The sequence below is a fragment of the Actinomadura meyerae genome (genome assembly GCF_900188445.1).
GTDB classification, from domain to species: domain Bacteria; phylum Actinomycetota; class Actinomycetes; order Streptosporangiales; family Streptosporangiaceae; genus Spirillospora; species Spirillospora meyerae.
Window position 1 is genome coordinate 39,240 of record NZ_FZOR01000006.1, and the last position, 23,465, is coordinate 62,704.

Consider the following 23,465-nt stretch of genomic DNA (forward strand, 5'->3'; position numbering starts at 1 on the left):
GGCGCGCGGTCCCGCACCGCGCGCGTTGGGTACGGCTTTACGCCCCGTCCGGCAGCGGCTGGACGGCCGCCGCGTGCGCGCCCCCCGGCGCCGCGTCGGCCGCGGCCGTGCGCGCTTCGGCAGCCGCCTGGTAGTCGTTCCGCGTGCCGGGCCGGCGCCGCGTCGGCGCGCGGTGCTCCAGCGCGGCGCGCAGCTGCGCGCGCCCCCGGTGGATGCGGCTGCGCACGGTCCCGAGCTTGACGCCGAGCGTGGCCGAGATCTCCTCGTAGGACAGCCCCTCGATGTCGCACAGCACCACGGCCGCACGGTACTCGGGGGCCAGCGCGTCGAGGGCGGCCTGGACGTCGGCGTCGAAGTTGGTGTCGTCGAACGCCTGCGCGGGCGTGGGCTCACGGCCCTGCAGCCGCTCGGCGGCGTCGTCGGCGAGCCCCTCGAAGCGGATGCGCTGGCGGCGCCGCGCCATGTCGAGGAACAGGTTCGTGGTGATGCGGTGCAGCCAGCCCTCGAACGTCCCGGGCGTGTAGTTCGACAGCGACCGGAACACGCGGACGAAGACCTCCTGGGTGAGGTCCTCGGCGTCGTGCTGGTTGCCGGTCAGCCGGTAGGCGAGCCGGTAGACGCGCGCCGAGTGCTCGCGGACGACCTCGTCCCAGGACGGCGGCGCCCACTCGGCCTCGGGGGCGTTCTCTCGAGTGCGAGCGGCGTTCCCAAGCCCCTGCCTGGCGCCGACCCCCACAGCGCTTCTGAAACTGAGTGCTGCGACTCCCATGGTGCCGGGCTGTTCCTCTCTCGTGAGCCAAGGTCTCGCCTTGGAACGGCACGGTCTCGCCTGGGCTGGGGCGGTTGCTGAACCACTGCTGAGTGCTCGTGACTTAGTGCGTGCTTCTGCTTTCACTCGTTACAACGCGCGGAAACTCCGGTCGGTTCCCTGTCAACGATATGGTCTTTCCAGCATGAGGCATGCGGGGGTCCCGCGAGGAGGCAGCCATCGACGCCATTCAGGCCACCCGGGCCTACGTGGAGGATTTCCTCCCCGAAGACGAACCGCTCCGTGCCGCCCGGCGGCGCGGGGCGGAGGTCGGCGCGGCGCCGATCGGCCCGGCCGGCGGCGCGGCGCTGCGCTTCATCGCGACGCTGCTCGGCGCCCGGACGGTCGTCGAGGTCGGCTCCGGCTGCGGCGTGTCCGGCGTCTGGCTGATGCGCGGGATGCCCAAGGACGCGGTGCTCACCAGCGTCGACATCGAGCCCGAGCACCAGCGGCTGGCGAAGATCGCCTACCGCGAGGCGGGGCTGTCCGGCTTCCGCACCCGGATGATCACCGGGCCGGCGCTGGAGGTGCTGCCCCGGCTCACCGACGGCGCCTACGACATGGTGTTCTGCGACGCCGACAAGCGGGAGTACCCCGAGTACCTGACGGACGCGCTGCGCCTGCTGCGCCCCGGCGGCGTGGTCGCGTTCGACAACGCGCTGTGGCACGACCGGGTCGCCGACTCCGCCGTCCGCGACCCCGACACCGAGGCGATCCGCGAGGTGCACCGGATGATCCGCGAGGACGAGCGCCTCGTCCCCCTGCTGATCCCGGTCGGCGACGGGCTGCTCTGCGCGGTGAAGCGCGGCTGACCGGTCGGCCCCACTGCGGGTCCGGGGGCGCCCCTCGGAGAATGGCACGGCGGGTTGGGCCTCCTCTGAGCCTCCTCTGAAAGGACATGCCGATGGCCGCGGACGACCAGGCGGTGGAGACCGCCGAGACGCGCGAGCTGTTCTCGGTGCGCAACCGGGTGACGTGGCGCGGGGTCTGGCAGCTCGTGGCGTTCGGGATCCTGTTCGCGGCGTCCGTGGCGTTCGTCACGGGCGGCGCGGTGCGGGGTCCCGGCGTGGCGAGCGTCACGTTCATGGTGCTCGGCGCGACGGGGATCGCGCTGTTCGGCGCGGGCCTGCTGGTGTCGGCGGGCGCGATGCTGGCGCGCCGTCCGGTGCTGGAGCTGGACGGCGACGCGGTGCGGCGCCCGGCGCGCTGGCCGCTGCCGCGCTCGGCCGGGCGGTCGCTGCCGTGGGACGAGGTGGCCGCGATCGCAGCGCTGCGGCGGGGCGTGCCGGGGACCCGGCGCGGCGAGCAGGACTACGTGGTGTTCCTGCCGACGGCGGAGCTGGCGGAACTGGCGCGCACGTCGGAGCGGCCGGGGCTGGTCGCGCTGACGATGCGGGACGTCCCGGCGACGGCGGCGGCCGTGCCGTGGTGCTTCCCGGTGGAGGCGGGCTGGGACGCGACGCTCCCCGAGATCGTCAAGGAGGCCCGGCGGCGGCGCCGCGTCCCGGTGGTCGACCGCCGGACGAAGTGACCGGGCGGCCGCGGGTCAGGCGGCCAGCCAGTCGAGCAGCAGCCGGACGCCGTAGCCGGTCGCGCCGCGGGTGATCTCGGCGTCGTCGGCGGTGGCGCGGCCGGGCCCGGCGATGTCGAGGTGGGCCCAGGGGCGGTCGCCCGCGAACTCGCGCAGGAACAGCGCGGCGGTGGTGGCGCCGGCGCCGTGGCCGCCGCGCCCGATGTTGGCGACGTCGGCGATGTCGGAGTCGATCGCGGCGCGGTGGTCGGCCGTCAGCGGCATCCGCCACACCGGCTCGCCCGCCGCCGTCCCGGCCCGGGTGAGGGCGGCGGCGAGGTCGTCGTCGGTCGCGAACAGCGCCGCGTGCCGCAGCCCGAGCGCGACCTTCGCGGCGCCGGTGAGCGTGGCGATGTCCACGACGGCGTCGGGGGCCAGCTCGGCGGCGGCGTAGGCGAGCGCGTCGGCGAGGACGAGCCGGCCCTCGGCGTCGGCGTTCAGCATCTCGGAGGTCTTGCCGCCGTAGTGGCGTATGACGTCGCCGGGGCGCATCGCCGACCCGGACGGCATGTTCTCGGCCGCCGCGACCAGGCCGGTGACGCGGGCCCGGACGCCGAGGCCGCGCAGCGCGCTCAGCACGCCGATGACCGCGGCGCCGCCGGCCATGTCGGTCTTCATCGTCTTCATGCCGTCGTTCGGCTTCAGCGACAGGCCGCCGCTGTCGAACGTGATGCCCTTGCCGACGAGGACGACGTGCCGGTCGGCGGGCTCGTCGGGCCGGTAGGACAGCTCGATCAGCCGGGGCGGGCGGGCGGAGCCCGACCCGACGGCCAGCAGCCCGCCGAAGCCGCCCTCGGCCAGCTCCTTCTCGCCGCGGACCCGGACGGTCAGGCCCGCCTCGGCGGCGACCCGCTCGGCCCGCGCCGCGAGCCAGGACGGGTCCTTCTCCGCGGAGGGGGTGTTGGCGAGGTCGCGGGCCAGCGCGGTGGCCCGCGCCCGCGCGGTGCCGCGCTCGATCGCCGGGGCGCCGGCCTCCGGCCCGGCCTCGGTCAGCACGGCGAGGGTGCCGAGCGCCTTCCGGGCGGGCGGCGCGCCGATCTTGAACTCGTAGCCGGCGAGCAGCGCGCCCTCGACGAACGCGGCGAGGTCGCCGGCGGGGACGCCGGCGACGAGCGCCGTCCGGCCCCTGCCGCGGCGGGCCAGCGCGGCGCCGGCCCTGCGCAGGTCGGCCGGGGCCGCGTCGCCCACCCCGTACAGCAGCAGCTCGCGGACCCGGTCCCCGACGCGGACATGGGTCGAGGTGATCTCGCCGGGCTCGCCCTTGGCCCTGTGCAGCGCGAGCAGCTCGTCCAGCGTGAAGGGCAGCGACCCGGCGACCTCCGCCGCGGGCGCCGCGGGCCCCGCGGGCCCCTTCGCGACGGGGACCGCCACCACCTCGGCGTCCAGTTCGGCCGCCGTCCCCGAGACGGTGCCGCCGGCGCCCTGGACGCGGGTCTCGATGGGCATGGTGCTGGTCCCCCCTGGTCTGGATCGAACGCGTGCGGAAATGGCAAGGGCCCCGGCGGCGTCGCCGGGACCGTCACCAGAAAGGCCGGGAGCGGTGCGCCGTCAGCCCACGACGCCCTTGAGCGCCTCGCCGAGCTCCTTGGCCTCGTCGGCGGAGAGCTCGACCACGAGGCGGCCCCCGCCTTCGAGGGGGACCCGCATGACGATTCCGCGTCCCTCCTTGGTCACTTCGAGCGGACCGTCTCCCGTCCGCGGCTTCATCGCCGCCATGCGTGCTTCCCCTTCCTGCGTCAGGGCCGCGGCCTCGCACACCGTTGGCCGCGTGGCCGCGTGTCGCATCCGCGTCATCAGTAGTGGTCCATTATCTCGTCTTCCGGGCGCGAAGTGGTAACGATCAGCCTCCAGATCGGAAGATGGGAAGATCTGCGGGAGAACCGGGAGGACGCCGATGTCTGAGACCGTGCTGTACGACGTGACCGACGGTGTGGGGACCATCACACTCAACCGCCCCGACGGGATGAACTCGCTGACGACCGAGATGAAGGAGCGGCTGCGGGCGGCGGTGGTGCGCGCGGCCGCCGACCAGGAGGCCCGCGCGGTGGTGCTGACCGGCGCGGGGAGGGCCTTCTGCGCGGGGCAGGACCTGCGGGAGCACGCCGACAACCTCGCGGCGGGCAAGGGGCTGGACGGCACCGTCCGCGAGCACTACAACCCGATCGTGCTGGCGCTCGCCGGGATGCGCAAACCCGTGGTGGCGGCGGTGAACGGCGTCGCGGCGGGCGCGGGCGCGTCGCTGGCGTTCGCGTGCGATCTGATCGTCGCGTCCGACAAGGCCCGCTTCGCGACCGCGTTCACCGGGATCGGCCTCGCGCCCGACAGCGGCATGTCGTGGACGCTGCAGCGCCTCGTCGGCAAGGCGAAGGCGGCCGAGCTGCTGCTGCTCGGCGAGCCCGTGAAGGCGGAGCGGGCGCTGGAGCTCGGCCTGGTGAACCGGGTCGTCCCGGCGGACGAGCTGGCCCCGGCGGCGGTGGAGCTGGCGCGGCGGCTCGCGGCCGGCCCGACGGTCGCCTACGGCGCGGTGAAGGCGGCGCTCGACCACGCGGCGACCCACGACCTGGCGTCCGCGCTGGAGCGGGAGGCGGAACTGCAGGACGAGTGCGCCGAGACCGCCGACCACCGCAACGCCACCGAGGCGTTCCTGAAGAAGCAGCAGCCGGAGTTCGAAGGCCGCTGAAGGCGGGTCGCGGCCACTGAAGGTAGGGCTTTCCCCAGCATCGAGTGGGGAGCCTCCGCCAATGTGCCCCGGGGGGCGGCGGCGGTTGTCTTGACGGCATGACCAAGACATCCGTCGCAACCCCTGTCGACCGGCTCCACGACCATGCCGCCGTGGCCCGCGACCTCGTCAAGTCCTACGGGGCGGGCGAGCACGCGGTGACCGCGCTGCGCGGCGTCTCGGCCGAGTTCCCGCGCGGCCGGTTCACCGCGATCATGGGTCCGTCCGGCTCCGGCAAGTCGACGTTCCTGCACTGCCTGGCCGGGCTCGACACGGCCACCTCCGGCTCGGTGCTGATCGGGGACGTGGACATCACGAAGCTGTCCCGGACCGCGCTGACGAAGCTGCGCCGGGACCGGCTCGGGTTCGTGTTCCAGTCGTTCAACCTGCTGCCGATGCTGACGGCCGAGGAGAACATCCGGCTGACCGGGCGGCTCGGGAACCGGGGCGCCGACCGGGAGTGGTTCGACACGATCGTGGACGCGCTGGGGCTGCGGGGGCGCCTCGCGCACCGGCCGAGCGAGCTGTCCGGCGGGCAGCAGCAGCGGGTCGCGGTGGCGCGGGCGCTGCTGACCCGGCCGGAGGTGCTGTTCGCCGACGAGCCGACCGGCAACCTCGACTCCCGCGCGGGCGCGGAGGTGCTGGGGTTCCTGCGCCGCGCGGTGGACGCCTACGGCCAGACGGTGATCATGGTGACGCACGACCCGGGGGCCGCCGCGCACGCCGACCGGGTGCTGTTCCTCGCCGACGGGGCGATCGTGCGCGAGCTGCACTCCCCCACCATCGACCAGGTGCACGACGTCATGCGCCGGATGGAGGGCTAGCGCGGTGTGGCTGATCGCGCGCCGCTCCTTCGCCGAGGGCTGGATGCGCCTGGCGGCGACGCTGCTGGCGGCGGCGTTCTCGATCGGGCTGATCGCGGGCTCGCTGCAGTTCACGCTGCGGGCCCAGGAGGCCGTGTCGGGCAGTGACGCCAGCGAGTACGCCCGGTCCGACGTGCTCGTCCTCGGCGGGTCGGTGGACACCGACGACCCGTACGCCACCCCGGACGGCCGGGTCGCGCTGAGCGCGGTCTCGGGCCGTCCGGGCGTGGCGGCGGCGGCCGGGGACGCGATGGTCCCGGTGACCGCGCACGGGTCGGGCGGCAAGGCGGTCCTGCCGCCCGCCGGGGCCGGGATGACGCTGCGGCCCTGGACGTCCGACGCGCGGCTCAACCCGTACCACCTGGAGTCGGGCCGGGCGCCCGCCGCGGACGGCGAGATCGCCGTGACCCGGCATGTGGCGCGGGCCGGGAAGCTCGACGTGGGCGACCCGGTGCGGGTGCTGCTGCCGAAGGAGAGCCGCACCCTGAAGCTCGTCGGGATCGTCACCGTGCAGGACCACAGCTCCGTCGCGAGCGGCGACCTGCTGCTGGCGCCGCCCGCGACCGTCCAGGCCGCGGCGGGCCTTCCCGCCGGGACCTGGCAGGGCGTGTGGGTGAAGGCCGCGGCGGGCGTCGCGCCGGAGAAGCTCCGCGGGGACCTGGCCCGCGCCCTCGGGCAGGACGTCACCGTCCGCACCGCCGCGGACGTGCGCGACGCCCAGTCGGCCGACCTCCAGGCGGCGGGCGCGTCGATCGGCGGCGCCATCGGCATGCTGGCGTGCGTCGCGGTGTTCGTCGGGCTGTTCGTCGTGGCCAACACGTTCGGCACGCTGGTGCGGCAGCGGACCCGCCGGCTGGCGCTGCTCAGCGCGATCGGCGCGACGCCGCGCCAGATCAAGCGGCTCATCCGGTGGGAGGCCCTGGCGCTCGGCGCCGTCGGGTCGGCCGCCGGGGTGCTGCTCGGCTACCCGGTGTCGGCGCTGCTCACCCGGCTGTTCGCCGCGGACGGCTTCGACATCACCGCGGCCGACGCGCAGTACGGGTGGATCGCGCTCGCGGTCCCTGCCGCGGCGGGGGTCGTCGTCACCCAGCTCGCCGCCTGGCGGGCCGCGCGCCGCGCCGCGCGGATCTCCCCCATGCAGGCGATCCGGGCGGCGAGCGGCGACGGCACGGCCGCCCGCCGCCGGCCCCGGGTGCTCGGCGCCCTCGCCGTGTTCGCGGTCGCGTGGATCTTCTTCGGCGGCGTCTTCGGGATCAGGTACGAGGAGCCGCCCGGCCCGGACCGCACGGTCGGCATCTGCGTGATGGTCCTGATGGGCTGCATGACGACGGTCGCGGCGCTCGCCGTCCTCGCCCCGTTCTTCGTCGGCCCGCTGGGCGGCCTCGTCGGCCGGATCGGGACGGCCGCCAGCGGGGAGGCCGGGCGGCTCGCCCGCGCCACCATCACCCGCAGCCCGCGCCGGGTGTCGTCGGCCGCGTCGTCGCTGATGGTGGGCGTGGCGCTGGTCGGCACCACCGCGCTGACCGTCGTGTCGGTGAACGCGCGGTTCGCCGAGACCGGCGAGCAGGTGATGCGGGCCGAGCACGCGATCGCCGCGACGGACGTGACGTCCGCCGGCCCGGCGCCGCTGCCGCGCGACGCGGCGGCCAAGGCCGCCGCCGTGCCCGGCGTGACAGCCGCCGCGGCGCTGACGGTGTCGGAGATCAAGCTCGTCTCGCCGCCGCCGAAGCGGCCGTCGCCCGAGGAGCCGCCCGAGCCCGTCTACCTGGCGGTGACGGGCGCCGACCAGGCGGCGCTGCCGCAGGTGCTGCGGCTCGGCGGGCGGCCGCCCCGGCTCGGGGACGGCGAGATCGCCCTGACCTCCGCCGTGATGGAGGGCCAGAAGATCAGGAAGGGCCAGAAGATCGTCGTGCGCGGGGCGGAGGGCCGCGTGCCGCTGACGGTCGCCGCCGCCTACCACGACCCGTCGCACCTGTTCGCCGACCAGGCGCTGGTGTCGGCGGCGACCATGGACCGGCTCGATCCCGACGCGCCCGCCCAGGTCGTCCTCGCGCGGGGCGGCTCCGAGCGGGACCTCGCCCGCGCGTTCGCGGACACGCCCGGCGTCGAGGTCCTCGGCAAGGGCGCCTACGTCGACACGGCCAAGAGCGCGATGACGAGCGGGCTGAAGGTCTTCTACGGGTTCATCGGGATGGCGCTCGTCCTCGCCGTGTTCGGGATGGCGACGACGGTCTCGATGAGCGTCGGGGAGCGGACCCGCGAGTTCGGGCTGCTCGGCGCGGTCGGCGCGACGGTCGACCAGATCAGGGCGATCGTCCGCTGGGAGGCCGCGACCGTCGTGCTGCTCGGCGGCCTGCTCGGCGTCGGGACGGCGCTCGGCAGCGTGTTCCTGATGCACGTCGCGACGGGCAGCTCGTTCCTGTCGCCGGACCCGCCGTGGTGGCTGTTCCCGGCCGTCATCGCCGGTGCGGCGGCGGTCGCCCTGGCGACGTCCGCGCTCCCGGCCCGCCGGGCCGCCGGCGTCCCCGTGCTGGAGGCCGCGAAGTCGGAGTAGCGGGGGCCTGGGGCCGGAGCGCGCCGGAGACGGAGCGCGCCGGAGACGGAGCGCGCCGGAGACGGAGCGCGCCGGGGTCGGGCCGAGCCGGGGCGGGCTACCGGTACGCGCCGTGCCGGTGGCAGCCGGTGAGGTGGTCGTCCACGAGACCGCACGCCTGCATCAGGGCGTAGGCGGTGGTGGGGCCGACGAAGCGAAAGCCGTGCTTCTTCAGCTCCTTGGAGAGCGCCTTCGAGGCGTCGGTGAAGGCGGGGACGTCGGCCGTGTCGGTGTAGGCCGGGGACGCGGGGTCGGCGTAGCGCCAGGCCGCCGCGGCCAGGCCGCCGGGGAGGTCGAGCGCGGCGCGGGCGTTGCCCACCGCCGCCTCGATCTTCGCCCGGTTCCGGACGATGGAGGCGTCGCCCATCAGGCGCTCGACGTCGTCCGGGCCGAACCCGGCGACCTTCTCGAGGTCGAAGCCGCAGAACGCGGCCCGGAAGTTCTCGCGCTTGCGCAGGATGGTCAGCCACGACAGGCCCGACTGGAACGCCTCCAGGCAGAGCCTCTCGTACAGGCCCCGGTCGTCGCGGACGGGACGGCCCCACTCGTGGTCGTGGTAGGCGACGTAGTCGGGCGTCGACAGCCCCCACGGGCAGCGGCCCAGCCCGTCCTCGCCGATGATCGCGGTGCTCACCCGCCCGTTCTACCTCACGCCTCCGACAGGACGGCGAGGCGGCGGAGCCCGAGGCCGAGGAACGCCTTGACGACCGGGCCCGCGACGAGCCATCCGGCGCGGCCGAGCGGGCCGAGGGGCAGGTCGATGCGCTCGGCCCAGACGACGCGGCTGCCCGTCCCCTCAGGAACGACCTTGAACCACGCCTCGCCGCGCACGACGCGGCCGGTGTGCCGGACGGCGACCCGCCGGCCGTCCTGCCAGTCGGTGATGACCATCGTGTCGACGAACCCGACCGGGCCGACGCCCGTCCGCGCCCTGATCTCGTCACCGGGCTTCGTGCCGCCCTCGGCGGTGGTGAACGGCATCCAGTCGGCGTGCCGCGGCCAGTCGACGAGGATCTCGAAGACCCGCTCGGGCGGCGCGGCGGACACCGCCTCGGCGTGGACGGCGACTCGGCTCATCGGTGCTCCTCCCCCGGTTCGTCCTCGGCGGGCGCGGCCCCCTTCTCGGCGGGCACGGTCTGCTTCTCCGGCACGGTCTGCTTCTCCGGCACGGTCTGCTTCTCCGGCGGGTTCTCCCTCTCCGGCGGGTCGTCCTTGCGGAGGACGACCTGCCCGCCGGGCTCCTCCAGACCGTGCAGGGCGCCGATCGCCGGGGTGTCCCCGCCCGTCCGCCGCCGCAGGTCGCCGAGCTGGCGTTCGAGGTCGGCCACGCGGGCGTCGCGCTCGCGCAGGGCCTCGGTGAGGCGGTGGACGGCCTCGTCCGTCACCTGCATCTGGTAGCCCCAGATCGTCGCGGGAAACCTGAGCCGGGAGCCCTCCGGGAGGATGGGGCGCCCGTCGGTGCCCACCCGGAGCGGCGGATAGTCCGGATGGGTCTCGGCGAGTTCGCCGCCCCGCCCCATGGCGAGGGCGACGACGGCGCCCAGCACGGCCAGGCCGGCCAGGACGAGCACCACGGTGACCATCACGCTCCGATCTGCCTGCGTCCCTGTGAGAGACGTTCCCCGGACTCCGATCGTGCCACGCTTGGCGGTATGAGCATGCAACGGCGGATGGTCCTTCCACCCGGCGCACCGGTTCCCGACGGTGCGGTGGACGCGGGTACGGCGCCCCCCGCGAGCCGGGTGGAGCGGCTCGCCGCCTCCGGAGGCGCCGTGCTCGTGACGCTGGAGACGGACGCGCGGGAGCCCGATCCCGGGCTGCTCGCCGCGGCGTCCGTCTACGCGTGGCTGGGCGCGGTGTGGTTCCGGGTGCCGGAGTCCCAGGCGGACGGGATGCGCCAGGTCCTGGACATGGTCGCGTCCATCGAGGGCACCCGCCCCCCGGCGGTGGCCCGCCGGGGCCTCGCCTGATCCCGGCGGCCCGTTCCCGGCGCCGATGCCCAACCGGTGCCCAACCGGTGCCCAACCGGTGCCTAGCCGCGGAGCCGGTGCCAGGGGCCGGTGATGGCGTAGGTCGCGCCCGGGTCCGACTGGCGGTTGGCGAACAGGGTGCGGCCGTCCGGGGAGAACGTGACACCGGTGAACTCGCTGCCGTTGAGGGCGTTGCGGGCCATGGCGAACGGCTTGTTCTTGCGGGTGGTGCCGACGAGGTACTGCTCGCCGTCGCCGTCCTCGGCCAGGATCACGCCGCCGCCGTACGGGGAGACGGTGATGTTGTCCGGGCCGTCGAACCGGCCGCCCGGCTTGAAGATCAGCTGGAGCTCGATCGTGTCGCGGCGCGGGTCGTAGGTCCAGACCTGCCCGGCGTGGTCGCGGGCGGCGCCGTCGCCGGTGTTCGAGAAGCTCGCGACGAAGTACGCCTTCCCGTGCCCCCACCAGCAGCCTTCGAGCTTCTGGCTGCGGGTGACGGTGTCGAACTGCCTGCGGACGGAGGTCTTCTTCGCCGACGGGTCCGGGACGTCCAGCCACTCGACCCGCAGCCGGGTGCCGGGCTCGGTGACGAGGGACAGGTCCTCGACGCCGCGGACGTTCATCGCCTCCAGCTTCCCGCCCCGCAGGTAGGCGTGGTAGCCGCCGCGGTGGGCGCGGGGCCGGAACCGGTAGAACAGTCCGAACGGCCCGGACGCGTCCTCGGTGAGGTAGGCGGTGAGGGTGTGCGGGTCGACGGCGACGGCCTCGTGCGCGAAGCGGCCGAGGCCGGTCAGCGGGACGGGCTCGGTGCGGCGGCCCTCCGGGTCGACCTCGAACACCCAGCCGTGGCTCTTGGTCTCGCCGCCGACGCCCTCGGTCTCCTCGCAGGTCAGCCAGGTGCCCCAGGGGGTGCGTCCGCCGGCGCAGTTCACCGCCGTCCCGGCGAGGGAGACGTACTGCGACAGCAGGTTGCCGCGGCTGTCGACCTCCAGGGTGGTCGTGCCGCCGTTGACGGCCGGGTCGTAGGTCAGCTCGGGGCGGCCGACCGCGCGGGTGCCGTTGGTGCCCTGCTCGTGGTTGCGCACCAGCCGGGTGCGGCCGTGCCGGCTGCCGGGGAAGGTGGCCATCCCGTCGTGGTGTCCGGGGACCACGACGCCCTCGGAGATGGGGTCGCCTTCCACCGACAGCTCCTTGTAGTGGAAGCCTCTGGGCAGGTCCAGGATGCCCTTGGGGTCGGGGACGAGCGGGCCGTAGCCGAACGCCTCGCCGGTGTCGGCGCCCGCGGAGGTCTGGAAGATTCCGTCCAGGCTTCCGGCGAGGGCGATGGACAGCGCGCCGGCCGCGCCGCCCTTGACGACTCCGCGACGGGTGACGGACATGGGGGACTCCTTCACGTGTGGGGATCACGCGGGAGCCTGGCCGCCGCCCCTGAACCGCCGGTGAACGGCCGTCGGCCGTCCGGCGAAGCCCCAGGGCACTCTCCGGTCGCGGGGCCGTGCGCGGCCCGGAGATCACTGAAGGATCACAGGTGGTGGCGCTGGGTCTTCTTGTCGTCGTCGTAGCGGGCGCGGGCCCGTGCGGTGGACTCCCGCGCGGAGACCTCGGCGACGGGGACGTCCCACCACGCCTCGCTGTCCGGGGCGGGGGCGAGCGGGTCGGTCTCGATGTGGACGACGGTCGTGCGCGGCGACGCGACCGCCGCGCGCAGGGCGTCCCGGAACCCGTCGACGCCCTCGGCGCGGAGCACGTCGGCGCCGAGGCTGGCGGCGTTCGCGGCGAGGTCGACGGGCAGGACGCCGCCGTCCAGCCCGGTGCCGGTGCGAACCCGGTAGCGGGTGCCGAACCGATCGGCGCCGACGCTCTCGGACAGGTTCCCGATGGAGGCGTAGCCGCGGTTCTCGACCAGGACGACGACGAGCTTGACTCCCTCGGCGACGGCCGTGGCCAGCTCCTGCGCCATCATCAGGTACGAGCCGTCGCCGACGAGGACGAACACCTCGCGGTCGGGGGCGGCCATCTTCACGCCGAGGCCGCCGGCGATCTCGTAGCCCATGCAGGAGTAGCCGTACTCGACGTGGTAGCCCTTGGGGTCCCGCGTGCGCCACAGCTTGTGCAGGTCGCCGGGCATGGACCCGGCCGCGCAGACGACCACGTCGCGGGGGCCGGACACCTCGTTGACGACCCCGATGACCGCGGCCTGCGCGGGCGGGCCGCCGCGGCGCTCGCCGAACGCCCCGTCGCCGAACGCCCCGTCGCCGAACGCCCTGTCGACGACGGCGTTCCACCGCCCGGCGAGTTCCCGGGCCCTGGCGCGGTACGCGTCCGGCACGGAGTGGCCGTCGAGCGCCGCGTCGAGCGCGCCGATCGCCTCCCCGGCGTCGGCGACGACCGGTATCCCGGCGAGCTTGAGGGCGTCGGGACGCGCGACGTTGATGTTGACGAACCGGACGCCCGGGTCCGCGAAAAGGCTGTGCGAGGCGGTGGTGAAGTCGCTGTAGCGGGTGCCGATGCCGATGACGGCGTCGGCTTCGCGGGCGAGCGCGTTCGCGGCCGCCGTCCCGGTCGCGCCGATCGCGCCGACCGAGCACTCGTGGTCCCACGGCAGGGCGCCCTTGCCCGCCTGCGTCTCGGCGACGGGGATGCCCGTCCGCTCGGCGAAGGCGCGCAGGCCGGCGGTGGCCCGCGAGTAGATCACGCCGCCGCCCGCGACGATGAGCGGGCGCTCGGCCGAGCGGAGCACGGCGGCGGCCTCCTCGATCGCGGCCGGCTCGGGGACGGGGCGCGGGACGCGCCACACCCGGCGGGCGAACAGCTCGTCCGGCCAGTCGTACGCCTCCGCCTGGACGTCCTGCGGCAGGGCGAGCGTGACGGCGCCGGTCTCGGCCGGGTCGGTGAGGACGCGCATGGCCGCGAGCAGCGCGCTCGGGAGCTGCTCGGGACGGTTCACGCGGTCCCAGTACTTCGACACCGGCTTGAAGCAGTCGTTGACCGACACGTCGTAGGACCGCGCGTCCTCCAGCTCCTGCAGGACGGGGTTGGCGGGACGGGTCGCGAAGATGTCGCCGGGCAGGAGCAGCACCGGCAGCCGGTTGACGGTCGCCAGCGCGGCACCCGTCACCATGTTGGTCGCGCCGGGCCCGATGGACGCCGTGCAGGCGAACGTGGACAGCCGGTCGTTCATCCGGGCGTAGCCGGACGCCGTGTGCACCATCGCCTGCTCGTTGCGGGCCATGTAGTAGGGGAGGTCGTCGGCGTGCTCCAGCAGCGCCTGGCCGAGCCCGGCGACGTTGCCATGCCCGAAGATCCCGAAGCATCCGGCGAAGAAGCGCCGCCGTTCGCCGTCCCGCTCGCTGTACTGCGCCGCCAGGAAGCGGACGACCGCCTGGCCCACGGTGAGTCTCGTGCCCATATGCCCTCCTCCGGTCATGCGCGGAGCGCCGTGAGGAAGTCGACGCTGGCGCGGACGTCGGCGGCCGGGCCGGAGCCGGGTGCGGGCTCCGTGTCGATGATCATGTCCTGTTCGAGCACGTACCAGCCGTCGTAGCCGGCGCCCTCGAGGGAGCGGACGATCCCGCCGATGTCGATGTCGCCCGCGCCGAGCGGGCGGTAGATGCCGGCGCGGACGGCGTCGGTGTAGGCGGTCGCGCCGGTCCGGACGGCGGCGGCGAGCGCGGCGTCGACGTCCTTGAGGTGGACGTGCGCGATCCGGTGGGGGACGCGCGCGGCGAGGCCACCCGGGTCGGTGCCGCCGATGACCAGATGCCCGGTGTCGAGGCACAGCGGGATGGACGACCCGTCGAGCACGCGGGCGACCTCGTCGGACCGTTCCACCATCGTCCCGGCGTGCGGGTGCAGGACCGCGCGGACCCCGGCGCCGGCGGCGGCGGCCCCGATCCGGTCGAGGTTGCCGAGCAGCGCCGCCCAGCCGGCGGCGTCGAGCGCGGGGCGCTCGTCGTAGCCGGCCAGGCCGGTGACGGCCGCCAGCACCAGCGTGAGGCGCTCACTGGAGCGTTCCACGCCGGCTCCGGGCCCGGCGCCGAAGCCGGACAGGATCCTCCGCACCTCCGGGAGCGGGTCGCGGTCCGGATCGTGCAGCACGACCGGCGCGAACCCGCCCACCGGGCGCAGCCCGTACCCGGCGAGCAGCGCCGCGCGCTCGGCGGCCCCGGCGGGCAGGAAGCCGTCCGGCCCGAACTCGGCGGCGGCCAGCCCGAGGTCGCGCATCTCCGCGAGCACCCGCGCGGGCGCGAGCTGGTGGCCCCAGCCGGGCACCTCGCACACCCCCCACGAGATCGGGGCTCCGGCGACACGATCCTTGATCATCAGCTCACCCTCTTCGGGGACGCGCTCCGGCCCCGCCGAGTCTGCTGAAGGTCAGGACGGCGTGTCAACGATCTGTCAGGGCATTGTGACCGCCGCGGGTACCGCGGCGCCGGCTACTCGTCGGCGCTCCCCCGCGCGGAGCGCCGGCCGCCCGGGGCCGCCGCGCCCGCCACCTCGCTCAGGACCGAGCCGGCGAGGTCGAACCCGCCGACGTGCGCCAGGTAGCCGGGCGCCTCGTGGTCGGGCGCGCCGGGCTCGCCGCCGAGCGGCAGGTACGTGCCGCCCGCCTGCCGGACCAGCAGCAGCGCGGCGGCGATGTCCCAGGCGTTGATGGACGGGTCGTAGGCGACGTCGGTCCAGCCGGCGGCGACGTGCGCGAGGGTCAGCGCGGCGCTGCCGGGGCGGCGCAGCGTGGCGAACGCGTCGACCATCCGGCCGAAGCGGTGCAGCGCCTCGTCCCGGCCGAGCTCCAGCTCGCGCGCGCTGGGGTAGGACGTGGCGAGGACGGCCGTCGCGTCGCGGTCCGCGCCGCGGCTCTCGATCCGCTCGCCGTCGCAGGTCGCGCCGCCGAGCGACGCGCTGAACATCTCGTCCCGCACCGGGTCGTACACCGCCCCCGCGACGACCTCGCCGCCCGCGACGGCACCGATGGAAACGCAGAAGAACGGCAGGCCGACCGCGAAGTTGGCGGTGCCGTCGATGGGGTCGACGTACCAGCGGACGCCGTCCTCCCCGCCGTCCTCCCCGCCGTCCCGCCCGCCGTCCTGCGCGCCGTCCGAAGCGCGCGCGCCGCCCTCCTCGCCCACGACGAGGCTGCCCGGGGTCTCCTTGGCGAGCACCTCACGGATGATCTCCTCCGCCGCCCGGTCGTGCTCGGTGACGGGGTCGTGCATGTCGCTCTTGGTGGCGACCTCGGGACGCGAGCGGAACGCCGTACGCAGCCGGTCCCCCGTGGCCCGCGCGGCGAGTTCGGCGATCCCGGCCAGTTCCCGCGACGCGGGGACATCGACGTTCATGCGTCTCCTCCGATGGCGTTGGTGAGCGGTTCGGCGTCCCGTGCCGGGCCCGTGCGGGCCGGTCAGCCGTCCAAGGCCGCGGGGAGGACGCGTTCCAGCAGGTGGGCGGCGGTGATGACGCCGATCACGGCGCCCTTCTCGGGGTGCCGCTCGTCGTCGGAGACCGCCACCAGCGGGCTGCGGGCGCCCGCCATGACGCTCGCGATCTCCATCACGGTGGCGCCCGGATCGACGACGGGCAGCGGAGCGCCCTCGGGCTCCAGGAGGTCGGCGACCGTGCGCCCGGCGAGCGGCGCGCACAGCCGGTCGGCGTGCCGCTCGTCGTAGACGCGGGCGAGGGCGGCGTCGTCGCGCACGTGCGGCGGGACGATCTGGCGCACCAGCCGGGAGCCGGGGAGCACCGCGACCGCGCGGCGCCGCCCGTCCACCACGACGATGCCGGGCAGCCCCTGGGCCGCGAGGAGCCGGGCGGCGTCCATCGCGGAGTCGTCCTTGGTCACGGTCGGGTAGTCGATGGCGAGATCACGGGCGCGCACACCACGACGGTATCCGAGGTCCGCCCGCCGCTCGGCGGCGCGGCGCGCGTTACAGCGCCCATGTCACGGGCAGTGGGTCCCTGTGCCCTGACAAAACGCCCTTATGGGGATGAGATGAAACACAAGATCGGCGAGAACGCCGTCGTCGTGCTCACCGGGGCCACCGGCGGGATCGGCCGCGCCGCCGCGCGGGAGTTCGCCCGGCGCGGCGCGCGGATCGCGCTGCTGGCGCGCGGCGAGCGGGGGCTGGACGGCGCGGCCGCCGACGTGGCCGCGGCGGGCGGGCACCCCCTCCCCCTCGCGGTCGACATGGCCGACCGCGAGCGCGTCGAGGAGGCCGCGGCGCGGGCCGAGGAGGAGCTCGGCCCGATCGACGTATGGGTGAACATCGCGTTCTCCTCGGTGCTCGCGCCGTTCTGGGAGATCGAGCCGGCGGAGTTCGAGCGCACCACCGCGGTCACCTACCTCGGCTACGTCAACGGCACCCGGGCGGCGCTGGAGCGGATGAGGCCGCGCGGCCGCGGGGTGATCGTCCAGTGCGGGTCGGCGATGGCCTACCGGGGCATCCCGCTGCAGAGCGCCTACTGCGGCGCCAAGCACGCCATCAAGGGGTTCACCGAGTCGCTGCGTACGGAGCTCATGCACGAGGACAGCGGCGTGAAGGTGACGATGGTGCAGCTGCCGGGGGTGAACACCCCGCAGTTCGACTGGGTGCTGTCCCGGCTGCCGAAGCGCCCGCAGCCCGTCCCGCCGGTCTACCAGCCGGAGATCCCCGCGAAGGCGCTGCTGTACGCGGCCGAGCATCCCGCCCGCCGGGAGTACTGGGTCGGCGCGAGCGCGGTCGGCACGATCCTCGCCAACCGCGTCGTGGCGGGCCTGGTGGACCGCTACCTCGCCCGGACGGGTTTCGCCTCCCAGCAGACGGACCAGGACGTCCGGCCGGACCGTCCGGCCAACCTGTGGGAGCCCGCGGACGACGCGCCGGGCACGGACCGCGGCGCCCACGGCCGGTTCGACGAGCGGGCGCACGGGACGAGCCCCCAGCTGTGGGCGGGGCAGCACAAGTACCTGGTGGGGGCCGCGGCGGCGGGGGCCGCCGCGGGCGCGGCGGCCGGCGCGGCGCGGCTGCTCCGGCGCTGACCCGCGCCGCTACGGCGCAGCTGACCCGCGCCGCTCCGGCGCACACGACGAGCGAGAGGAGACAGGCATGGCGGAGCAAGTGGCCGACTACGTCCTCCACCGGCTGACCGAGTGGGGCGTGGAGCGGGTCTACGGCTACCCGGGCGACGGCATCAACGGGATGCTCGGCGCCTTCGACCGCGCGGAGGGCAGCCCCGAGTTCATCCAGACGCGGCACGAGGAGATGGCCGCGTTCATGGCGTGCGCGCACGCGAAGTTCACCGGCGAGGTCGGCGTGTGCGCGGCGACGTCCGGTCCGGGCGCGATCCACCTGCTGAACGGGCTGTACGACGCCAAGCTGGACCACCAGCCGGTCGTCGCGATCGTCGGGCAGCAGAAGCGGCTCGCCCAGGGCACCCACTACCAGCAGGAGGTGAACCTGGAGAACCTGTTCTCCGACGTGTCGGAGTTCTGCCAGATCGTCATGGCGCCGGGGCAGATGCGGCACGTGATCGACCGCGCGTTCAAGACCGCGCTCACGACCCGGGGCGTCGCCACGATCATCGTCCCGGAGGACGTCCAGGAGGCGGAGGCGGTGCCGTCGCCGCCCAAGGAGCACGGCTCGGTGTACTCCAGCGTGGGGTGGAGCCGGCCGCGCGTCCTGCCGAACAAGAAGGAGCTGCAGAAGGCGGCGCGGATCCTCAACGAGGGCGAGCGGGTCGCGATGCTGGTCGGGCAGGGCGCCGCGGACGCGCGGGCCGAGCTCGTCGAGACGGCCGAGCTGCTCGGCGCCGGGGTCGCCAAGGCGCTGCTCGGCCGCGAGGTGCTGCCGGACGACCTGCCGTTCGTCACCGGGCCGATCGGCCTGCTCGGCTCCAAGGCCAGCGATGAGATGATCATGAACTGCGACACCCTGTTCATGATCGGCACGAGCTTCCCGTACGCCGAGTGGCTGCCGGACGAGGGCAGCTGCAAGGGCGTCGAGATCGACATCGACGGCCGGATGATCGGCATCCGCTACCCGATGGACGCGCACCTCGTCGGGGACGCCAAGGAGACGCTGCGGGAGCTGATCCCCCTGCTGGAGCGCAAGGAGGACCGGTCCTGGCGCGAGCAGATCGAGGAGAACGTCCGCGCCTGGGACGCGGTGATGGCCAAGCGCGCCGGGCAGAGCTTCGAAGGCAAGGTCAACCCGCAGGCGGTGGCGCACGAGGTGTCGCCGCTGCTCCCGGACGGCGCGATCCTCACCGCCGACTCGGGGTCGGCGACGAACTGGTGGGCCCGGCACATCAAGGTCCGCGACGGGATGCGGGCGTCGCTGTCCGGCACGCTGGCCACAATGGGCCCCGGCGTCCCGTACGCGATCGCGGCCAAGTTCGCCTACCCGGACCGCCCGGTCATCTGCTTCGTCGGGGACGGCGCGTTCCAGATGAACGGCATGAACGAGATGCTCACCGTCAAGCGGTACGCCGACCGCCTCGGGGGCTCCCCGCCGCTCGTCTTCGCCGTGTTCAACAACCGGGACCTCAACCAGGTCACCTGGGAGCAGCGCGCGATGGGCGGTGACCCCAAGTTCAAGGGCTCCCAGAGCATCCCGGACTTCCCGTACGCGAAGTACGCCGAGCTGTGCGGGCTGAAGGGCGTCTACTGCGACGAGCCGGACAAGGTCACCAGCGCCTGGAAGGAGGCGCTCGCGAGCGACCGGCCCGTGGTGCTGGAGTTCGTGGTGGACGACGAGATCGCCCCGATCCCGCCGCACATCATGAAGGACCAGGCGAAGAAGACCCTCAAGGCCGGGCTCAGGGACCCCCAGAAGATCGGCATGGCGGCCCGCGGCTTCCGGCAGAAGCTCACCGAGATGTACGAGAGCATGCCGGGCCGCAAGCACGACTCCTGACCCGGGCCGCGGCCTGAGCCGCCGTCCGGGCGCGGCGGCGGCTCAGAGTTCGGCCTCGGCGTAGTCCTCCGGGGAGAACTCGATGCGGGGCTGCGCCCGCTCCAGGAGGTCGAACGCCTCGGGGACGGAGCCCGCCCAGCCGACGGCGTCCCAGATCTTCGGGCGGGCGAAGCCCTGCTCGGTGAGGCTCACCATCAGCTCGCGCAGCGGGTCGTACAGGCCGGTCGGGTCGAGGATGACGACGGGCTTGTCGTGCATCGCGAGGACCCGGGCCGTCCACACCTCGAACAGCTCCTCCAGCGTGCCGATGCCGCCGGGCAGGACGAGGAACGCGTCGCTGCGCCGGTCCATCTCGCCCTTGCGGGTGCGCATGTCGGGCGTGACGATCAGCTCGTCGTTGTCCTCGTCGGAGATCTCGACGCTGACCAGGCCCTCGGGGATCACCCCGACGGTGCGGGCGCCGCCGGCCCGCGCGGCGCGGGCGACGGCGCCCATGCACGACACCTGGGCGCCGCCGCTGACGAGGCTGTGGCCGCGGCGGGCCAGCTCGGTGCCGGTCTCGGCGGCGAGATCGACGTAGCGGCGGTCGATCTTCCCGCTGGACGAGCAGAACACGCAGACGGCGAGGGGTTTCGGTGTGGTCACCGGGCCATGTTACGGCTCACCCCCGTCACGGCTCACCACCATTTCGGCGCACCCCCGGCCCGGCTCACAGCCGCCACGGCCCACCGCCGTCCCAGCTCACCACCGGCCCGGCTCAGCTTGTGGCGAGGTCCCTGCGGCGGAACCCGGCCAGGCCGGCCGCCGCGAGCACGGCGGCGAGCGCGACGAGCCACAGCAGGGGCGTCGCCTCGAATGACGCTCCGGGCAGCTTCGGGATGTGGGTGAACGGTGAGACGTCCAGCGCCCACTGGTCGAGGTCGAGCGCCGCGCCGAAGAGCGTCACCATCGCGCAGGCGGCGATGGCGGTCCAGGCACCGGCCGCCGTCAGCCCGGGGACCAGCCCGAACAGCGCGAGCGCGAGCGCGGCGACCAGCCAGACGGCGGGCAGCTGCGCCATCGCGGCGCCGAGGACGCGCGGCACCTCGCGGCCCGGGTCGCCGGTGTCCAGGCCGTGCGCCACCCCCGCGGACAGCCCGGCGACGGCCATCCCGGCGGCCGGGCCGAGCAGCGCGAACAGCAGGTGGCTCGCCGCCCAGCGCAGCCGGCCCGTCGCGGTGGCGAGCAGCGGTTCGGCGCGCTGCCCGCTCTCCTCGGTGCGCAGCCGCAGCGTGGCCGACACCGCGTAGGCGGCGGCGAACACGCCGAGCATCCCCATGACGGACGCGAAGTAGGCGTCCATGATGCCGCTCTTCCCGCCGAGCCTGGTGAAGATCTTCGCGACGTCGGGGTTGTCGTCCGCCATCTCCCCCACCCCGCCCGCGACGGCGCCGTAGACGACGCCGAGCGCGAGGAAGCCGGCGAGCCAGCCGTAGAGGGCGCGGCTCTGCAACCGCCAGGCGAGCCCGACCGGCCCGGACAGCCGCGCCGGGGCGTCCGACCTGCCGAGCCGCGGCGGCAGCACGCCCGCGCCCACGTCCCGGCGGGCCGACAGCGCGCCGGCGGCGGCCACCAGCAGCGCGGCGAACGCGACGGCCAGCGCGAGCGTCCACCAGCGCTCGTCGCCGTAGGCGCGGACGCGGCCGGTCCAGCCGAGCGGGGACAGCCAGCCGAGCCAGGTCAGCGCGTTGCCCGCGCCGCCGACGTCGGCGGCCATCCGGACCGCGAACGCCGTGCCGAGCGCGGCGAGCGCCGTCCCCCGGGCGGCGCCCGCGCTCTCGCTGAGCTGCGCGGTGACGCCCGCGACGGCCGCGAACACGCAGCCCGCGGCGGCCATCTGCAGGCCGAAGGCCAGCGACCCCGCGGCGGGCAGGCCCTGCGCGGTGAGCCCGGCGGCGAGCAGGGCGCCGAGGACGAGGTTCGCCGCCATCGTCACCAGCAGCGCGGCGGCCAGCCCGGCGCCCCGCCCGGTGACGGTGGCGCCGAGCAGCTCGCGGCGGCCCGCCTCCTCCTCGGCGCGGGTGTGCCGGATGACGGTGAGCGCGCTGATCAGCCCGATCACCACCGGGACGAACCCGGCCCGCTGCGCGATGATGCTGCCGAGGTCGGTGCCGTACATCGGCCCGTACAGGGCGAGGAAGGTCGGGTTGGTCCCGGTGGTCTGCGCGTACTGGAGCCGGTCGGCGGCCTCCGGGTAGAGGGCGTCGGTGGCGCCGACGAGGCTGAGCGGGATGACGGCGATCCAGAACACCCAGGCGGGCAGCAGGAACCGGTCGCGGCGCAGGATCAGGCGCATCAGCCCCCACGTCCCGGTCAGCGGCGCCGTGCGCGACCCGTGCGGGGCGGCCGCCCCGGGGTTCGCGGCGCTCATCGCACGGCCTCCTGGAGTTCGTCCTTGTAGTGCCGCAGGAACAGCTCCTCCAGCGTCGGCGGCCGGCTGACCAGGCTGCGGACGCCGATCTCGGTGAGCGCGCGCAGCGCGGCGTCGAGCTGCGGGGTGTCGACCTCGAACGTGACGGTGGCGCCCTCGGCCCGCAGGCCGTGCGCGCCCGGCAGCGGCTGCCCGTCCAGCGGCGCCGCCAGCTCCGCGCGGATCGAGGTGCGGGTCAGGTGCCGCAGCTCGTCCAGCGTGCCGGTCTCCACCGCGGTGCCGTTCCGGATGATCGTCACGCGGTCGCAGAGCGCCTCGACCTCGGACAGGATGTGGCTGGACAGCAGGACGGTCCGGCCGGCGCGCCGCTCCTCGCGGACGCACTCCTGGAAGACCTCCTCCATCAGCGGGTCGAGGCCGGAGGTCGGCTCGTCCAGCAGCAGCAGCTCGGCGTCGGACGCGAGCGCGGCGACGAGGCCGACCTTCTGCCGGTTGCCCTTGGAGTAGGCGCGGCCCTTCTTGCGCGGGTCCAGCTCGAACCGGTCGAGCAGCTCGGCCTTGCGGCTCGGGTCGGTGCCGCCGCGCATCCGGCCGAGCAGGTCGATGACCTCGCCGCCGGACAGGTTCGGCCACAGCGTCACGTCGCCGGGGACGTAGGCGATGCGGCGGTGCAGCTCGGTCGCGTCCCGCCACGGGTCGCCGCCGAGGAGCCGGACGGTGCCCGCGTCGGCGCGCAGCAGGCCGAGCAGGACCCTGATCGTGGTCGACTTCCCCGCGCCGTTCGGGCCGAGGAAGCCGTGCACCTCACCGGGCCGGACGGTCAGGTCGAGACCGTCCAGCGCGCGCGTCCGGCCGAAGTTCTTGACCAGGCCGGAGACGGCTATCGGGGGCGTGTTCGCGGTCACCTGTTCTCCTTGTCGGGAGGCTGCCCGCCGGCGGCGAGCATCGTCTTCAGGGAGGCGCGCGCCTGCTCGACCAGCTCCGGCTCCAGCAGCCGGTCGTCGAAGAGGTCGATCATCGCGAGCGCCATCCGGGAGTAGCCCTCGGAGGTGAGCGTGCTGGCGCCGAGGGCGCGGGAGATGTGCTCGTGCAGGGTCATGAGGCCGAACGTCATGGTCGTCATGACGGCCGCGTAGGCATGGAGGTCCTCTGTCTTGGGCGCGGACAGCCCCGGCCTGCCCTGCCCGAGGACCTCCTCCGTATAGGCGACGGTCTCGTCGAACAGCACGACCGCCGCCGGCGACCCGTCGGTCAGAGCCCGGGCGAAGTAGCGCTGGATGGGCAGGGCCGTGCGCATCGCGAGCGCCAGGAACGCGGGGTCGCCCATCCCCCCGCTCAGCGACTCCTCCTTGATCTCGCGGACGGCCGCGAGCGCGTACTCGTCGCACTCCCGGCGCAGCGCCTCCTTCGTGCCGAAGTGGTGCTGCACCAGCGCCGGCGAGACCCCGGCCGCCCTGGCGATGCCGCGGATCGTCGCGCCCTTCACCCCGTGCTCGGCGAACTCCAGCAGTGCGGCGTCCCGGATGCGGGCGCGTCCGGTCAGGTCGTCGGCTCGCTCGGCCGCCATCCCCACCCCCTGTACAAATGTTCAGTGGCCTGTACGGATGTACACTGTACTCCCGTACAGGCCACCGTCAAGGG

Annotated in this window: 23 protein-coding genes; 8 read left to right on the plus strand and 15 right to left on the minus strand. The window is 74.7% G+C overall.

Annotated features, from left to right (window positions below):
* Nucleotides 1–37: 37 nt before the first annotated feature.
* Complete coding sequence (gene sigE, locus CHF16_RS08550; RefSeq protein ID WP_245868293.1) at nt 38–769, minus strand: RNA polymerase sigma factor SigE; 732 nt, start codon at nt 767–769, stop codon at nt 38–40.
* Nucleotides 770–960: 191 nt separating this feature from the next.
* Between sigE and CHF16_RS08555 the strand changes: the two genes are divergently transcribed.
* A complete protein-coding gene (locus CHF16_RS08555; RefSeq protein WP_089325391.1) occupies nt 961–1,620 on the plus strand; it encodes an O-methyltransferase in 660 nt (219 codons plus the stop codon).
* Nucleotides 1,621–1,712: 92 nt separating this feature from the next.
* The gene (locus CHF16_RS08560; protein ID WP_089325392.1) at nt 1,713–2,339 is read left to right on the plus strand and encodes a hypothetical protein; all 627 of its coding nucleotides are present in this window, start codon (nt 1,713–1,715) and stop codon (nt 2,337–2,339) included.
* A 15-nt stretch (nt 2,340–2,354) separates the two neighbouring features.
* On the opposite strand, the gene CHF16_RS08565 is transcribed toward CHF16_RS08560, so the two are convergent.
* Nucleotides 2,355–3,824 (minus strand): leucyl aminopeptidase, encoded by a 1,470-nt coding sequence (locus tag CHF16_RS08565; protein ID WP_089325393.1) that lies wholly within the window; start codon nt 3,822–3,824, stop codon nt 2,355–2,357.
* Nucleotides 3,825–3,926: 102 nt separating this feature from the next.
* Complete coding sequence (locus CHF16_RS08570; RefSeq protein WP_083946426.1) at nt 3,927–4,094, minus strand: DUF3117 domain-containing protein; 168 nt, start codon at nt 4,092–4,094, stop codon at nt 3,927–3,929.
* A 178-nt stretch (nt 4,095–4,272) separates the two neighbouring features.
* Between CHF16_RS08570 and CHF16_RS08575 the strand changes: the two genes are divergently transcribed.
* The 3 genes from CHF16_RS08575 (at nt 4,273) to CHF16_RS08585 (ending at nt 8,514) form a co-directional block, all read left to right on the plus strand.
* Entirely contained in the window at nt 4,273–5,058 is a 786-nt protein-coding gene (locus CHF16_RS08575; RefSeq protein ID WP_089325394.1) for an enoyl-CoA hydratase-related protein, read from the plus strand.
* A 98-nt stretch (nt 5,059–5,156) separates the two neighbouring features.
* Complete coding sequence (locus CHF16_RS08580; RefSeq protein WP_089325395.1) at nt 5,157–5,921, plus strand: ABC transporter ATP-binding protein; 765 nt, start codon at nt 5,157–5,159, stop codon at nt 5,919–5,921.
* A gap of 4 nt (nt 5,922–5,925) precedes the next feature.
* Complete coding sequence (locus tag CHF16_RS08585) at nt 5,926–8,514, plus strand: FtsX-like permease family protein (protein ID WP_089325396.1); 2,589 nt, start codon at nt 5,926–5,928, stop codon at nt 8,512–8,514.
* Nucleotides 8,515–8,611: 97 nt separating this feature from the next.
* Here CHF16_RS08585 and CHF16_RS08590 read toward each other — a convergent pair whose 3' ends face one another.
* From CHF16_RS08590 to CHF16_RS08600, 3 genes are read right to left on the minus strand one after another with little or no spacing between them, the layout of a single operon-like run.
* Nucleotides 8,612–9,187 (minus strand): DNA-3-methyladenine glycosylase I, encoded by a 576-nt coding sequence (locus tag CHF16_RS08590; RefSeq protein WP_089325397.1) that lies wholly within the window; start codon nt 9,185–9,187, stop codon nt 8,612–8,614.
* 14 nt (nt 9,188–9,201) lie between these two features.
* Nucleotides 9,202–9,630: an SRPBCC family protein gene (locus tag CHF16_RS08595; RefSeq protein ID WP_089325398.1), complete on the minus strand. Its 429-nt coding sequence runs from the start codon at nt 9,628–9,630 to the stop codon at nt 9,202–9,204.
* A complete protein-coding gene (locus CHF16_RS08600; RefSeq protein WP_089325399.1) occupies nt 9,627–10,136 on the minus strand; it encodes a hypothetical protein in 510 nt (169 codons plus the stop codon). Before CHF16_RS08600 ends, CHF16_RS08595 begins: the two co-directional genes overlap by 4 nt.
* A 69-nt stretch (nt 10,137–10,205) precedes the next feature.
* Between CHF16_RS08600 and CHF16_RS08605 the strand changes: the two genes are divergently transcribed.
* Nucleotides 10,206–10,523 carry a hypothetical protein gene (locus CHF16_RS08605; protein WP_089325400.1) on the plus strand — a complete coding sequence of 106 codons (318 nt, stop codon included), beginning with the start codon at nt 10,206–10,208 and terminating at the stop codon, nt 10,521–10,523.
* A gap of 62 nt (nt 10,524–10,585) precedes the next feature.
* On the opposite strand, the gene CHF16_RS08610 is transcribed toward CHF16_RS08605, so the two are convergent.
* From CHF16_RS08610 to CHF16_RS08630, 5 genes are all read right to left on the minus strand, one after another.
* Complete coding sequence (locus CHF16_RS08610; protein WP_179271442.1) at nt 10,586–11,902, minus strand: alkaline phosphatase PhoX; 1,317 nt, start codon at nt 11,900–11,902, stop codon at nt 10,586–10,588.
* 143 nt (nt 11,903–12,045) lie between these two features.
* Nucleotides 12,046–13,932 carry a 3D-(3,5/4)-trihydroxycyclohexane-1,2-dione acylhydrolase (decyclizing) gene (gene iolD, locus CHF16_RS08615; protein WP_245868294.1) on the minus strand — a complete coding sequence of 629 codons (1,887 nt, stop codon included), beginning with the start codon at nt 13,930–13,932 and terminating at the stop codon, nt 12,046–12,048.
* A gap of 14 nt (nt 13,933–13,946) precedes the next feature.
* A complete protein-coding gene (locus CHF16_RS08620; protein ID WP_089325403.1) occupies nt 13,947–14,846 on the minus strand; it encodes a TIM barrel protein in 900 nt (299 codons plus the stop codon).
* A 113-nt stretch (nt 14,847–14,959) separates the two neighbouring features.
* Entirely contained in the window at nt 14,960–15,862 is a 903-nt protein-coding gene (locus CHF16_RS08625; protein ID WP_089325404.1) for an inositol monophosphatase family protein, read from the minus strand.
* A 62-nt stretch (nt 15,863–15,924) separates the two neighbouring features.
* Nucleotides 15,925–16,398 (minus strand): CBS domain-containing protein, encoded by a 474-nt coding sequence (locus CHF16_RS08630; RefSeq protein WP_089325405.1) that lies wholly within the window; start codon nt 16,396–16,398, stop codon nt 15,925–15,927.
* A 114-nt stretch (nt 16,399–16,512) separates the two neighbouring features.
* Between CHF16_RS08630 and CHF16_RS08635 the strand changes: the two genes are divergently transcribed.
* Nucleotides 16,513–17,538: an SDR family oxidoreductase gene (locus tag CHF16_RS08635; protein WP_089325406.1), complete on the plus strand. Its 1,026-nt coding sequence runs from the start codon at nt 16,513–16,515 to the stop codon at nt 17,536–17,538.
* A 67-nt stretch (nt 17,539–17,605) separates the two neighbouring features.
* Nucleotides 17,606–19,414 carry a thiamine pyrophosphate-requiring protein gene (locus CHF16_RS08640; protein WP_089325407.1) on the plus strand — a complete coding sequence of 603 codons (1,809 nt, stop codon included), beginning with the start codon at nt 17,606–17,608 and terminating at the stop codon, nt 19,412–19,414.
* Between the two features lie 42 nt (nt 19,415–19,456).
* On the opposite strand, the gene CHF16_RS08645 is transcribed toward CHF16_RS08640, so the two are convergent.
* The 4 genes from CHF16_RS08645 to CHF16_RS08660 all read right to left on the minus strand — a co-directional run bounded on the left by CHF16_RS08645 (nt 19,457) and on the right by CHF16_RS08660 (nt 23,391).
* A complete protein-coding gene (locus CHF16_RS08645) occupies nt 19,457–20,059 on the minus strand; it encodes an LOG family protein (RefSeq protein WP_245868295.1) in 603 nt (200 codons plus the stop codon).
* 112 nt (nt 20,060–20,171) lie between these two features.
* A complete protein-coding gene (locus CHF16_RS08650; RefSeq protein ID WP_218826594.1) occupies nt 20,172–21,824 on the minus strand; it encodes an ABC transporter permease in 1,653 nt (550 codons plus the stop codon).
* Nucleotides 21,821–22,729: an ABC transporter ATP-binding protein gene (locus CHF16_RS08655; protein ID WP_089325408.1), complete on the minus strand. Its 909-nt coding sequence runs from the start codon at nt 22,727–22,729 to the stop codon at nt 21,821–21,823. Before CHF16_RS08655 ends, CHF16_RS08650 begins: the two co-directional genes overlap by 4 nt.
* Nucleotides 22,726–23,391 (minus strand): TetR/AcrR family transcriptional regulator, encoded by a 666-nt coding sequence (locus tag CHF16_RS08660; RefSeq protein WP_089325409.1) that lies wholly within the window; start codon nt 23,389–23,391, stop codon nt 22,726–22,728. The genes CHF16_RS08655 and CHF16_RS08660 overlap by 4 nt, the downstream gene beginning before the upstream one ends.
* Nucleotides 23,392–23,465: the final 74 nt, after the last annotated feature.